This is a genomic window from Leisingera sp. CC-HEC096 (assembly GCF_059429235.1).
In genome coordinates this window covers 3423984-3435147 of record NZ_JCAIJS010000001.1, presented here as the reverse complement: position 1 = coordinate 3435147, position 11164 = coordinate 3423984, and the positions used below count along the sequence as shown (strand labels likewise).

Below are 11164 nucleotides of genomic sequence, written 5' to 3'. Positions count from 1 at the left end.
AGAACAGAAAGGAGCCCGTTATGCCCAAAATCGCAGATGCAAAGATCCTGATCATTGCCACCCATGGGTTCGAGCAGTCGGAACTGGAATTCCCGCGCGACCAGCTGCGGGTAAAGGGTGCGGAGGTCCATGTCGCAACGCTCGATGGCAAGCCGGCGAAAGGCTGGGAAGGCAGCGATTGGGGGCGCGAGGCCGATGCCGATCTGAAGATCGCTGATGCCAAGGCCGATGGTTACGACGCCTTGGTGATCCCGGGCGGCCAGATCAACCCGGATCTGCTGCGGGTGGAAGACGATGTCATCAATCTGGTCAAAGCCTTTCATGACAACGGCAAGGTGATCGCCGCTGTGTGCCACGCCCCTTGGGTGCTGGCCGAGGCCGGTGTTGCCAAGGGCCGTGACATGACGTCCTTCCATTCGATCAAGACCGACATTTCCAACGCCGGCGCCAACTGGAAGGACGCAGAGGTCGTGGCAGATCAGGGCATCGTGACCAGCCGCCAGCCCGAGGATCTGAAGGCGTTCGTATCAAAAATCACCGAAGAAATCGAAGAAGGCACACACGCGCGCCCAGCGGCCTGACCGGTTTCCGTCCCGCCCCGCGCTTTCCGCGCGGGGTGCTGTCGCGGTGCCGCCGGGATCAGCCGTGTGCGGCACGGCTGTCTGCCGGGGCTGCGTCCCGAATGTTCATACCGTAGTCGCGGATCACCACGGCCACCCGCAGCCGGTAGCCCGCAAAGATCCCGGCCCGCCCCTTGTCCTGGGCGGCCCGGTGCTCCGGCAGCTGCCGCCAGCGCTGCACTGCCGCCTCATCCCGCCAGAAGGACAGCGACAGCAGTTTGTCCGGGCTGCTCAAGCTCTGGAACCGTTCCACCGACAGAAACCCGTCCACCTGCTCCAGCAGCGGCCGCAGCTCCGCGGCAATCTCCAGATAGCTTTCTTTCTTCCCGCGGGCGATCTCCACCTCGAAAATCACGGCAATCATCTGCGCCTCCTCTACCGGGCCTGCCCATGCGGTGCCGAGGCCTTCTTGAGCCAGGTCCGGTCCTCACGCAGCAAAAACCGCTCCTTCCGGGCAAATTCGTAGTTCTCGCGCCCTAGCGGATCAGCCGCCAGCCGCGCGCGGTAAGCCTCATACTCTGCAAGGCTCTCCACATTATAAATCCCATAGGCCAGCGTCGAGGAGCCTTCATGCGGCGCGTAGTACCCCACCAGATCCCCCCCGCAGCGCGGGATCGCCTGACCCCAGTTGCGGGCGTATTGTTCGAACTGCGCCTTTTTGGCGGGGTCGATATGGTAGCGGATGATGCAGGTCAGCATGATGGGTCCTCAGGTTGTTCAGGACCACCTCCCTAACCTGCCCCACCGCCCGGATGCTTCGGTGCAGACCGAACCGTCACTCCACCGTGATGGTAATTTGCTCCGAGACAATCGGGGTTGAGTGCGGCACATGCCCCGCATCGCCCAGCACCAGCTGCAGCGTGTGACGGCCCGGGGACAGCTCCAGCGTCACTTCGGTCTGACCGCCGCCGAAATGCAGGTGGTTTTCATCCGACGGCAGGCCAAAGGCCAGCTCATCAGCGCCATCCTCCCCCTCGCCCAGCGGCGGGCGGTCGATCAGCAGATGATGGTGGCCTGTGTTTTCCTTTTCTACCCCCGACGGCGCCACCCCCATTCCCGACAGGCCAAAGACCAGCGTCACGGGCGATGTGACCGTGTCCCCGTCCTGGATATTCGCAAAATAGACCTCGGCCTCCGGGTTCGAAGCCGTCTCCCCGCCAGCCCACAGCGGAGCCGCCAGGCAAACTGACAAGGCAGCCGCAATCAGCAGTTTCATATCCGGTCCTCCAGAAATTTGCTCAACCAACAGGACAAAGCTAGCGGCTCACCCGGGTCTGGCAATCCTGCCGCTCGCAACGAATGCGCAAAAAAGCGGCAGCCGTCCGGAGTACCGCCGCATCTTTCATCCTTCCGCTTGCCCGCTGCCCCTGCCAACGGCAGTGTCACCGCGCGGCAGCGGAGCAGGAGCCGGTCATGGTATTTGCAGTCATTCTGATGGGCCTCACCCCCAGCTTCCTGATGGTCGGGCTGGGCGGCATGGTCCGCAACAGGCTGGCGCCGCAGGCCTGGCAGGGCCTCGACAAGCTTAATTTCGAGGTGCTGTTCCCGGCCCTGCTGTTCTTTGCTGCCAGCGGCCGGCCCATAGCGGTGGCGGATCTGGGCCGCATCGGCCCGGCGGTTTGGAGCATCCTCGCCCTGGCTTTGGGGCTGGGCCTGCTGGCACGCCGCTTTGGCCCTGAAAAATTCCTCGATTTTGCCGGTGCCTGGCAGGCCGCCTGGCGCTTCAACACCGCCATTGCCTTTGTCGCTCTGCCCTCGGTCGGCACAGAGCTGACAGGGCAGATGGCCGTCGCCATCGGCATGGCGGTGCCGGTGGCCAATGTTCTGGCGGTAAGCGCCCTGTCGCGCGGCGGCAGCCTGTCGTTGCGGCAGACCGCGCTGAAGGTAGCGCTGAACCCTTTCCTGCTGGCCTCGGTCGCAGGCGTTGCGGTGGGGCTGTCGGGCTACAAGATCCCCGCGCCGGTTCTGGCCCCGGCGGAGATGCTGGCGCACGCAGCGATTCCCATCGCGTTGCTCTCCATCGGCGCCACCATGAACTGGCAGGCGCTTGCGCGGCTCGACCTGTTCAACGGCTACCTTTGCCTGGTGCGGCTGGTGCTGGTGCCGGCCGCAACCCTCACCGCCTGCCTGCTGCTGCGAACGGACCCCGGCTTTTCCGCGGTTCTGGTGTTGTTTGCCGCCCTGCCGACCGCCTCGGCGGCACATGTTCTCGCCTCCGCCTTTGGCGCCGACCGCGCGCTCGCAGCCACGCTTATCGCGCAATCCACATTGCTCAGCGCGATTTCCCTGCCTCTGTGGATCCTGATCATCAAACTCGTGCTTTGAGGTTGCGTAAATGCCCGTCCGCGCTGGCAAATCCGGCCGGCAGGCCGTTTCCACCGCGCAAACGATCCGCGCAAAACCCTGCAATTATCCCACCCCCGCCCCGATCTTGCCCGATTTCCCCGGCAACACTGAGCCCAACACGGATTTACGAGGATGGGCGAACATGGACCGACTGACCGAGATGGAGGCCTTTGCCAATGTGGTGGACCAGGGCGGCTTCACCGATGCGGCACGCAAGATGGGGATTTCTAAGTCGGCGGTCTCCAAGCACGTCTCCAGCCTGGAGGCCCGCCTGGGCGCGCGCCTTTTGAACCGAACCACCCGCCGGGTGTCGCCGACCGAGATCGGTCTTGCCTACTACGACCGCGCCCGCCGGGTGCTGAACGATGCGGGCGAGGCGGACGCTCTGGTCACCTCGATGCAATCGGCACCTTCAGGCCTGCTGCGGATTTCGGTCGCCACCGACTTCGGCGTGAACCACCTGTCGCCGGTGCTGTCGGACTTCCTGCGTGACTTCCCTGACATCACCGTCAACATGGTGCTGAATAACCGCTATGTGGAGCTGATCTCTGAAGGGTTCGACATGGCAGTGCGGATCGGCGAGCTGGAGGACAGCTCCCTGCGCGCCCGCAAGCTGACCGAGACAACCAAGCGGATGATCGCCTCCCCCGCTTATCTGGAGAAATTCGGCCGCCCGCAAAAGATCGACGAGCTGAACAACCACAAGCTGCTGCATTACTCCAGCCAGTCCAGCGGCAACGTCTGGAAGATCACCGCCCCGTCGGGCGAAAAGCGCCAGGTGCGCACTTCCGGCTGGCTGTCGGTGAACGACGGCCAGTCGCTGCTGACCGCGGCTATTTCCGGCCTCGGCATCGCCTATCTGCCCAGCTACCTCTACGCGGAAGCGATGGAGGAAGGGCTGGTCGAGGATGTGATGCCCAGCCTGCCGGTCGAAACCCAAGGCATCTACGCGGTCTACCCGCCCGGCAAGTTCACCCAGCCCAAGGTGCGGGCCTTCATCGACTTCCTGGTCGCAGCCTTTGCCGACCGCGACCCGTCCGAATGGAAAACCTGAACCGGTTCCCTTAAGGCCCGGACCAAGACATCCCTCGAAGACCTGCCCCCGCGCCCTCGCGGGGGCTTTTTTTCACCTCTACCCACGGCGTTTGCCGGCAAGGCGATGGACTGGCTCTTTTCGGTCCAGCGGCTGCATTGCAAATGCAGACCAGGATTGAAGCCACAAGTGGCTTATCTACAGACCTGCCTGAAGCGCGCGCGCCACTTCCAGGCACCGGCACGCCAGTCACTGAACGGCCCCCGGCGACCGGGTTTGGTCCGCTCCCCGGTTAACAGCCTGTTGAAGGCCAGCTGCCAGCCCCGCCAGCGGGCCATGCACCGCCGAATGCAGCCGGAACGATTTGGTGCTCTGGCAGCACTCCCGCCCGCCGCAAGAGTATGTGCCATGCTCCCGCGTCCGCTGGGCCAGGCTCGCCAAGGGGTCTTGGCAAAGCCAAGGCACCTGCGGGGGCGGGAGCCCCTTGATATCCTCATGCCATTCGCGGCTAACCGCCGAGCAGCACCGCTTCCACACGCCGGTTGGCTTCGCGCCCCTCCGGGATAAGGTTGCTGGCAATCGGAGCCATGAACCCGGCACCGGCAACATCTATGCGCGCCTCATCGGCCCCATAGGCTTCGACCAGCCGCTCCTTCACCGATTGCGCCCGGCGCTGGGAAATACCGGCATTCTGCTGCTGCGATCCGACCGTGTCGGTATGGCCCACCAGCAGCAGCCGGTATCCGGGGTTGGCGGCCAGGTAATCTGCAAGCTGCTTCAGGCTGTCATAGCGCCCCTCCCGCAACCGGGTGGAGCCGCTCTCGAACACCAGATCGCTCAGCACCGCGTGGCCGCGGACCTCCAGCACCTTGGCCAGCTCAACCGGCCGCACAGGGGCGGGTGCCTTTGCGGCGGGCTTGACCTCCGGCGCCTCCGCACCGCCCGGCTGCACGGTGATCATCTGCACATAAGCCGTGCCGCCTGCCCGCGACACCAGGATCGAGACCGCTTGTCCGTCCTTGGCTGCCGACAGGAAGTGATAGCGGGAGATATCGACCATCATATCCGGTGCCGGCACCACTTCGATTCCGAAGCGGAAGCCAAAGCCGCCGCAATCGCGCGCCGCGCAGTCGAGCAGTACCTCATACCCCTGCGCCAGCAGCTGCTCCCGCATCGGCGCCAGGATCTCCAGCACCGTGCCGCCGCCCTCCAAACGCCAGGTGCGGCGCAAAATCCGGCCCTCAAACCGCTGCGACGGCACCTCGTCCGCCGCCTCCGGCGCCACTGGAAGCTGATAGACACCCAGCACTGTGACGCGTTCGGACACAGCAGCCGCACCGGCCGGCAGAGTCACCTCCACAGCTCCGGCGATGCCGGGCAGCAGCACCGCCGCGGTGAGGCCAGCCAAGACCGCCAGGCGTTTTAGCGGCACTGGCTGTGATATTCCGGGTTGGGCACCATGGCGGTTGCGCTGGCCACCCGGTTGGACATGTTGAAGAAGCCGGCGACATTGGCGATGTCCCAGATGTCCCGGTCGCTAAAGCCCGCGACCCGCAGCGCTTGCCGGTCCGCTTCTTCGATCTCCGCGCTGGCCGTGGTCATCTTGGCGGCGAAATCCAGCATCGCCCGCTGCCGCGCGTCCAGCGGCGCCACCCGGTAGTTCATTACCAGCATCTCGCCCAGCTGCGGGTCCCCCGACAGCTGCCGCACCGCGGCGCCATGCGCCACCAGGCAATAGAAGCAGCGGTTGATCGAGGAGACCACCACCGCGATCATCTCCCGCTCCAGCTTGCTGAGGCCGCTGTCCGCGAGCATCAGGTCGTTATACATGCCGGTGAATGCGTTGAGCTTATCAATGTCAAAGGCATTGGCTTTCAGGACATTGGGCACAAAGCCCAGCTTTTCGACGCAGATGTCGAAATACTTCTGTGTTTCCGGCGGCAGCGGGTCCACCATCGGCAGGTCAAGGGCTGTGGGCTGGGTCTGATCAGTCATCGCGGTCAATCGCCTTCCTTAAAAATCCGGTAGTGGTACTGTCCGGTGCAATCCATCCCGAGGGAAGCGTAAAGCCCGTTTGCGCCCTCGTTACGTTTCGTACAGAGCACCGCCAATTCGCCGGCGCCGTTTTCCACGGCCCAGAACGCGGCCTGGCGCATCATCCAGCCGCCCATGCCGGCCCGGCGCTGATGCGGCAGGATCTCAAGCGCATGCACCATCGCGACGCCGTCATGAATGGCCACAAATCCGGCACCGGCCGGTTTATCCCTATGGCGCCCCAGCAGCCCCGTCTTCGACCCCTGCACCCGCCGCATTACCGCGAGGCGCTCCGGCCCGATACCCGCCTGCTCCCAGATCTCGCGCTGGATCGCCAGCGGCTCCCAGACGCAAAAGGCGGTGACACGCGGCACCGGAATATCCGTCAGCCGCTCCGCCGGGCAAGTCCACAGGTTGACCGGATCCTTAACCACGTAGCCGCGCGCCTCCAGCTGCGCGTCCAGCTCCGCCTCGCCGTCGCGGATCATGAACAGGCAGTCCTGCCCCATGGCGCGCATTGCCTCTTCCGCCGCTGCGATCTGCGCGTCTGTGACCGGGCCGGACACCGTTGCCGCCGACACCCGGCTGCCGCCGCCCTGCCCCTCGCGCAGGGTTACGGGACCAACCTCGCGCACCGACGCGGGCGGCCAGGTCGCCTCGGTCACGGTGTAGTATCGGGGGTCGGTCATCACTGCTCCAGCTCCTTTGCCAGCTCCGTCATCGCTGCGTCGATCCGTGCGCCATCGGTGCCGCGGATCACCACGTTGGCGCCGAACACACCATCCTTCTGAAACGGATAGCAACCCACCGACAAGTCCTCATAAGCCTCTGCCAGCAGGCGCAGCGGCCCGGCAATCTCGCCCTCGCCGCGCAGCACCCGCAGGGTCTGCGACAGCATCGGCTGGCCGCCGGTAAGCGTCGGCATCACGCTGGCCACCATCGCCTGAAAAATCATCGGCACCCCGGCCATCACATGCACATTGCCAAGGGTGAACCCCGGCGCCGCCGAAACCGGATTGTCGATCAGCTCAGCGCCATCCGGGATTCGTGCCATCCGCAGCCGGGCCGCGTTCAATTCCAGCCCTTGCGTATCGTAATGTGCCTGCAGGATCGCCCGCGCGTCGTCACGCACGCCCAGATGCGCGCCGAAGGCCTTGGCGATGCAATCGGCGGTGATGTCATCATGGGTCGGCCCGATGCCGCCGCTGGTGAAGACATGGTCATAGGCTCCGGCCAGTGCCTTGACCGCGGTGATGATCGCCGCCTCATCGTCGCTGACGATGCGGACTTCCTTCAGGTCGATGCCATGCTTGGCCAGCTCACCGGCCAGGTAATGCATGTTGGCATCGCGGGTGCGTCCCGACAGGATTTCGTCTCCGATCACCAGCATGGCAGCCGTCGGGTTGGCCATGATCTTCCTCCCTTGATACCTCGTTCCCGCAGGTATAGGCCCGTTGTCATGCGCTTTGAAACCCCTCTGATCCCCGCCGTGCTGATCCGCCGCTACAAACGCTTTCTCGCCGATTGCCGGCTGGAGGACGGACAGGAGATCACCGCCCATTGCGCAAACCCCGGCAGCATGATGGGGCTGGCAGAGCCAGGCATGAAAATCTGGCTGGAGCCGAACGACGATCCGAAGAAAAAGCTGAAGTACGGCTGGCGTCTGGTGGAGCATGAGGGCGGCCATTTCACCGGGGTCGACACCTCGGTGCCGAACCGCGCCCTGCGTGCCGCGCTTGAGGCCGGGGAGATCGCAGAGCTTGCCGCCTACAAGACCGTCCGGGCAGAGGTGAAATACGGAGAGAAGAGCCGCATCGACTTTCTGCTGAGCCAGGACGGCCTGCCCGATTGCTATGTCGAGGTGAAAAGCGTGACGCTCTCGCGCCAGCCCGGTCTGGCGGAGTTTCCCGACAGCGTCACCGCGCGCGGCACCAAGCACCTGGGCGAACTCGCCAAGATGGTGGCTCAAGGCCACAGGGCAGTGATGCTGTATCTGGTGCAGCGCACCGACTGCGTCCGGTTCCAGCTGGCAGCGGATATTGACCCCGCCTACGCCGGCGCCTTCGCCAGCGCTCATGCTGCAGGGGTAGAGCGGCTGGTGCTGGGCACCAGGATCTCACCCCAAGGGGTTGAGGCCGGCGCCCCCATCGCCGCCGGGGAGTAACGGCGAGGGGGCTGGCGCGCCTGCTCAGGCGGCCTTGCTGGCCTCGTCCTCCTGCGCGTCCGGTTCGGCCTGCACGATGGTGCGCGTCGGGAAGGGAATATCGACCCCGGCCGCATCCAGCGCTTCTTTCACCTTGCGCTTCATGTCGGCCTGATACTGGAAGTACTCCTCCGCATCGACCCAAACCCGCACCAGGAAATCAACCGAGCTGCTGTTCAGCTCATTCACCTGAATGAACGGCTCCGGCTCGCTGTGCGAGCGGCTGTCGCTCATGATGGTCTCGCGGATCACCCGCTCGGCCACCGCCAGGTTGGCGCCGTAGCCGACGCCAAACGTCCACTCTGCCCGGCGGGTATCGAAAGATGAGTAGTTGGTGATGGTGTTGCCCCAAACCTCAGAGTTGGGAATAATCACCTTCAGATTGCTGAGGCCCGCAAGGACGGTGTTGTTCAGGTTGATGTCCATCACAGTGCCCATCTCACCGTCCACTTCGATGAAATCGCCCAGCTTGAAAGGACGGAACAGGATGATCATAACACCCGCAGCAACATTGGACAGCGCCCCCTGCATCGCCAGGCCGATCGCCAGCCCCGCAGCACCGATGGCCGCGATGATCGAGGTGGTCTTGACGCCAAAAGTGTTCAGAACAAACAGAACCGCAAAGGCGAGCACAACATAGCGCGCCAGATTGCCGAGGAAGTGAAAGAGGGTAACGTCCAGATTGGCATGCGTATCGCCCAGCGTGACGATCCGCCGCTTGACCCAGCTTGCAACAATAAAGCCAGCCAGCAGGATCACCACTGCAGCCACAACGCTGCCCAGCATCTCGGCCAGGAACTCCAGGGTCACCAGGTCGGAAAGTGATTTCCCGCCATAAATTTCAGTCTCCATCAGATCGTTGAAGCTGTTCATGCCGCTGCCTCTCTCCGTTTCGCCGCAGGTTCACTCACCACTGGTAACGCGGTGCGGCAGAAAAAGTTCCCGGGTGCCGCCTCTGCCCCCTCTGGCCCTTTTGCCGGGAACCCCTTACATAGCTACGCAAAGACACCCGATGGAGCTCCGCCCGATGAGATCGAAAGACGGCCGCACGACCAAGGACGGCATCCGCATTCATGAGCCCGGCGATTTTGCGGGCATGCACAAGGCGGGGGCGCTTGCCGCGCGCATTCTGGATGATATCGCGGCCCATGTGGTCCCGGGCCAGACCACCGGAGAGCTCGACCGCCTGATTACGCAGATGGTCGAGGATGCAGGCGCCACCTCCGCCACCATCGGCTACAAGGGCTATCAGCACGCCAGCTGCATCTCGGTGAACCACGTGGTCTGCCACGGCATCCCCGGCGACAAAAAGCTGAAGGACGGCGATATCCTGAACATTGACGTGACGGTGATTGTCGACGGCTGGTTCGGCGACACCTCGCGGATGTTCGTGGCGGGCAAGCTCAGCCGCAAGGCAGAGCGGCTGATTCAGGTTACCCACGATTCGCTGATGATGGGGATTGAGGCGGTGAAGCCCGGCAATACCTTCGGCGACATCGGCCACGCGATCCAGACCTATGCCGAGAGCCAGCGGATGAGCGTGGTGCGCGATTTCTGCGGCCACGGCCTGGGCCAGGTGTTCCACGCGCCGCCCAACGTCCTGCACTACGGCCGCCCCGGCACCGGCCCGGTGCTGGAAGAGGGCATGTTCTTCACCATCGAGCCGATGATCAACCTGGGCCGCCCGGAAACCAAGATCCTGGCGGATGAGTGGACCGCCGTCACCCGCGACAAGTCGCTGTCGGCGCAGTTCGAGCATTCGATCGGGGTAACTGCTGACGGGGCAGAGATTTTCACCCTGTCGCCGGCCGGAAAATTCCATCCGACCTACGGCTGAGCCGCTACTGCCGCAGCGGGGGCCAGCCCCCGCACCCCCGGGATATTTTCAGCCAGATGAAGGCCGGATCCCGTCAGGAACCGGCGTCGTCCTGCCCCTCGGCTTCCTGTATCCGCCAAAGGGCCAGAAGCAAGGTGCCGTCCGCCCAAGGTGTCACCGCATCCTGGATAAACAGCGGAGACCGCGCTGGTTTCGGTTTGGGTTTTGTCCCGGCTTCGGCCTTGGTCACAGGCGGCAGGAACGGCGTACGCAGTGTCTGTTCCATGCCCCGAACAATAGCACGCCCGGCTCAGATCGACAAAAGCGCGGGCACCTCTGCCATATCGCTGAAGACCTCCGCCCCCAGCGCCGCAAGCTTTCGGGCGCCGCCGTGGGGCGCATAGCCGAGGCAGCGCATACCCGCGCGCACCGCGGCGGTGACACCGCTGCCGCTGTCCTCGATCACCAGGCAGTCGCGCGCCTGTACCCCGAAATGGCTGGCGGCCGCCAGGAACAGGCCCGGTTCCGGCTTAGCCCCCCCTAGGGAATGGGCAGAAAACATCGCCTGCGGGTGGAACCTCTCCCACAGCCCGTTCTGGCCCAGGGTGATGCGCATCTTGTCCTCGCTGCCGTTGGAGGCGACGCAGACCGGGATGCCATTTTCATCAAGCCGCGCCAGAAGATCCGGAATGCCCGGAGACAGCGGAACGCCCTGTTCCAGAAGGGCATAGGTCTCGGCATAGACTTCGCTGATCCAGTCCTCCGGCAGGTCCGCACCCAGGCTGCGGGCCTTGTCCATGACCCCGGCCATGGTGCTGCCGACGAAATACGCCATCGACTGCTCCATGGTCAGCTCCAGCCCGTGCCGGGCCAGGTTGCCGGTCAGCGCCTGATTGGACGTTGGCTCGCTGTCGACCAGCACGCCGTCGCAATCGAAAATCACCAGTTTCGGGGTCGGATATGTCTTGGGCATGAAAAAGCGCCTTTGCTGAAAAACTTGTTTTGAACCACAGGTCTATTCGGCAATCAGGACCCCGGCAAACTCGGCGCTGCGGGTTTCCGCCTGAGCCTTCACATTCAGGCCCTTTCCTGAAACAGCCCGAAACAAAAAA

The 11164-nt window shown here is 64.1% G+C and carries 15 protein-coding genes; 5 read left to right on the top strand and 10 right to left on the bottom strand.

The genetic code is table 11. From position 1 onward, the window contains the following. The first annotated feature begins 20 nt into the window (after nucleotides 1-20). Complete coding sequence (locus tag AC5STI_RS16600; RefSeq protein ID WP_495447420.1) at nucleotides 21-581, top strand: type 1 glutamine amidotransferase domain-containing protein; 561 nt, start codon at nucleotides 21-23, stop codon at nucleotides 579-581. Between the two features lie 58 nt (nucleotides 582-639). Here AC5STI_RS16600 and AC5STI_RS16595 read toward each other — a convergent pair whose 3' ends face one another. The 3 genes from AC5STI_RS16595 to AC5STI_RS16585 all read right to left on the bottom strand — a co-directional run bounded on the left by AC5STI_RS16595 (nucleotide 640) and on the right by AC5STI_RS16585 (nucleotide 1836). Beyond that, nucleotides 640-984: an antibiotic biosynthesis monooxygenase family protein gene (locus tag AC5STI_RS16595; protein WP_495447419.1), complete on the bottom strand. Its 345-nt coding sequence runs from the start codon at nucleotides 982-984 to the stop codon at nucleotides 640-642. 11 nt (nucleotides 985-995) lie between these two features. Next, nucleotides 996-1319, bottom strand: a complete 324-nt coding sequence (locus tag AC5STI_RS16590; RefSeq protein ID WP_475049603.1) for an NIPSNAP family protein — start codon at nucleotides 1317-1319, stop codon at nucleotides 996-998. Between the two features lie 76 nt (nucleotides 1320-1395). Then, nucleotides 1396-1836, bottom strand: coding sequence for a DUF4399 domain-containing protein (locus tag AC5STI_RS16585; protein ID WP_495447418.1), 441 nt, complete (start codon nucleotides 1834-1836; stop codon nucleotides 1396-1398). A 197-nt stretch (nucleotides 1837-2033) separates the two neighbouring features. On the opposite strand from AC5STI_RS16585, the gene AC5STI_RS16580 reads away from it, so the two are divergent. Together AC5STI_RS16580 and AC5STI_RS16575 are read left to right on the top strand one after the other, a co-directional pair. Continuing rightward, on the top strand, nucleotides 2034-2945 hold the full coding sequence (locus AC5STI_RS16580) for an AEC family transporter (RefSeq protein ID WP_495447417.1): 912 nt from the start codon (nucleotides 2034-2036) through the stop codon (nucleotides 2943-2945). A 163-nt stretch (nucleotides 2946-3108) separates the two neighbouring features. Continuing rightward, nucleotides 3109-4020: a LysR family transcriptional regulator gene (locus AC5STI_RS16575; RefSeq protein WP_027244808.1), complete on the top strand. Its 912-nt coding sequence runs from the start codon at nucleotides 3109-3111 to the stop codon at nucleotides 4018-4020. A gap of 487 nt (nucleotides 4021-4507) precedes the next feature. Here AC5STI_RS16575 and AC5STI_RS16570 read toward each other — a convergent pair whose 3' ends face one another. Genes AC5STI_RS16570 through AC5STI_RS16555 form a run of 4 tightly spaced genes read right to left on the bottom strand, consistent with a single transcriptional unit; the run spans nucleotide 4508 to nucleotide 7444 of the window. After that, complete coding sequence (locus AC5STI_RS16570) at nucleotides 4508-5431, bottom strand: OmpA family protein (RefSeq protein WP_495447416.1); 924 nt, start codon at nucleotides 5429-5431, stop codon at nucleotides 4508-4510. Further along, nucleotides 5422-5994 (bottom strand): peroxidase-related enzyme, encoded by a 573-nt coding sequence (locus AC5STI_RS16565; protein WP_475049591.1) that lies wholly within the window; start codon nucleotides 5992-5994, stop codon nucleotides 5422-5424. Before AC5STI_RS16565 ends, AC5STI_RS16570 begins: the two co-directional genes overlap by 10 nt. A gap of 5 nt (nucleotides 5995-5999) precedes the next feature. Beyond that, nucleotides 6000-6722, bottom strand: a complete 723-nt coding sequence (locus AC5STI_RS16560; RefSeq protein WP_495447415.1) for a GNAT family N-acetyltransferase — start codon at nucleotides 6720-6722, stop codon at nucleotides 6000-6002. Continuing rightward, entirely contained in the window at nucleotides 6722-7444 is a 723-nt protein-coding gene (locus tag AC5STI_RS16555; protein WP_495447414.1) for a competence/damage-inducible protein A, read from the bottom strand. Before AC5STI_RS16555 ends, AC5STI_RS16560 begins: the two co-directional genes overlap by 1 nt. Nucleotides 7445-7492: 48 nt before the next feature. Between AC5STI_RS16555 and sfsA the strand changes: the two genes are divergently transcribed. Continuing rightward, nucleotides 7493-8197 (top strand): DNA/RNA nuclease SfsA, encoded by a 705-nt coding sequence (gene sfsA, locus AC5STI_RS16550; RefSeq protein ID WP_495447413.1) that lies wholly within the window; start codon nucleotides 7493-7495, stop codon nucleotides 8195-8197. Nucleotides 8198-8221: 24 nt separating this feature from the next. Here the strand turns inward: sfsA and AC5STI_RS16545 are convergent, their stop codons facing one another. Further along, nucleotides 8222-9109, bottom strand: a complete 888-nt coding sequence (locus AC5STI_RS16545) for a mechanosensitive ion channel family protein (protein WP_495447412.1) — start codon at nucleotides 9107-9109, stop codon at nucleotides 8222-8224. Nucleotides 9110-9263: 154 nt separating this feature from the next. Here AC5STI_RS16545 and map point away from each other — a divergent pair, with 154 nt between their 5' ends. After that, nucleotides 9264-10073, top strand: a complete 810-nt coding sequence (map, locus tag AC5STI_RS16540; RefSeq protein WP_495447411.1) for a type I methionyl aminopeptidase — start codon at nucleotides 9264-9266, stop codon at nucleotides 10071-10073. A 73-nt stretch (nucleotides 10074-10146) separates the two neighbouring features. Here map and AC5STI_RS16535 read toward each other — a convergent pair whose 3' ends face one another. Both AC5STI_RS16535 and AC5STI_RS16530 read right to left on the bottom strand, forming a co-directional pair. Then, nucleotides 10147-10338 carry a hypothetical protein gene (locus AC5STI_RS16535; protein ID WP_475049527.1) on the bottom strand — a complete coding sequence of 64 codons (192 nt, stop codon included), beginning with the start codon at nucleotides 10336-10338 and terminating at the stop codon, nucleotides 10147-10149. 24 nt (nucleotides 10339-10362) lie between these two features. Then, a complete protein-coding gene (locus AC5STI_RS16530) occupies nucleotides 10363-11025 on the bottom strand; it encodes an HAD family hydrolase (RefSeq protein ID WP_495447410.1) in 663 nt (220 codons plus the stop codon). Between the last annotated feature and the right edge of the window lie 139 nt (nucleotides 11026-11164).

Bases quoted from the DNA above. Each gene is read 5' to 3' on its own strand.
- AC5STI_RS16585 (WP_495447418.1), bottom strand. From the start codon at position 1,836: ATGAAACTGCTGATTGCGGCTGCCTTGTCAGTTTGCCTGGCGGCTCCG.
- AC5STI_RS16545 (WP_495447412.1), bottom strand. From the start codon at position 9,109: ATGAACAGCTTCAACGATCTGATGGAGACTGAAATTTATGGCGGGAAA.
- AC5STI_RS16580 (WP_495447417.1), top strand. From the start codon at position 2,034: ATGGTATTTGCAGTCATTCTGATGGGCCTCACCCCCAGCTTCCTGATG.
- map (WP_495447411.1), top strand. From the start codon at position 9,264: ATGAGATCGAAAGACGGCCGCACGACCAAGGACGGCATCCGCATTCAT.
- AC5STI_RS16535 (WP_475049527.1), bottom strand. From the start codon at position 10,338: ATGGAACAGACACTGCGTACGCCGTTCCTGCCGCCTGTGACCAAGGCC.
- AC5STI_RS16590 (WP_475049603.1), bottom strand. From the start codon at position 1,319: ATGCTGACCTGCATCATCCGCTACCATATCGACCCCGCCAAAAAGGCG.
- AC5STI_RS16575 (WP_027244808.1), top strand. From the start codon at position 3,109: ATGGACCGACTGACCGAGATGGAGGCCTTTGCCAATGTGGTGGACCAG.
- AC5STI_RS16530 (WP_495447410.1), bottom strand. From the start codon at position 11,025: ATGCCCAAGACATATCCGACCCCGAAACTGGTGATTTTCGATTGCGAC.
- AC5STI_RS16600 (WP_495447420.1), top strand. From the start codon at position 21: ATGCCCAAAATCGCAGATGCAAAGATCCTGATCATTGCCACCCATGGG.
- sfsA (WP_495447413.1), top strand. From the start codon at position 7,493: ATGCGCTTTGAAACCCCTCTGATCCCCGCCGTGCTGATCCGCCGCTAC.
- AC5STI_RS16595 (WP_495447419.1), bottom strand. From the start codon at position 984: ATGATTGCCGTGATTTTCGAGGTGGAGATCGCCCGCGGGAAGAAAGAA.
- AC5STI_RS16560 (WP_495447415.1), bottom strand. From the start codon at position 6,722: ATGACCGACCCCCGATACTACACCGTGACCGAGGCGACCTGGCCGCCC.
- AC5STI_RS16565 (WP_475049591.1), bottom strand. From the start codon at position 5,994: ATGACTGATCAGACCCAGCCCACAGCCCTTGACCTGCCGATGGTGGAC.
- AC5STI_RS16555 (WP_495447414.1), bottom strand. From the start codon at position 7,444: ATGGCCAACCCGACGGCTGCCATGCTGGTGATCGGAGACGAAATCCTG.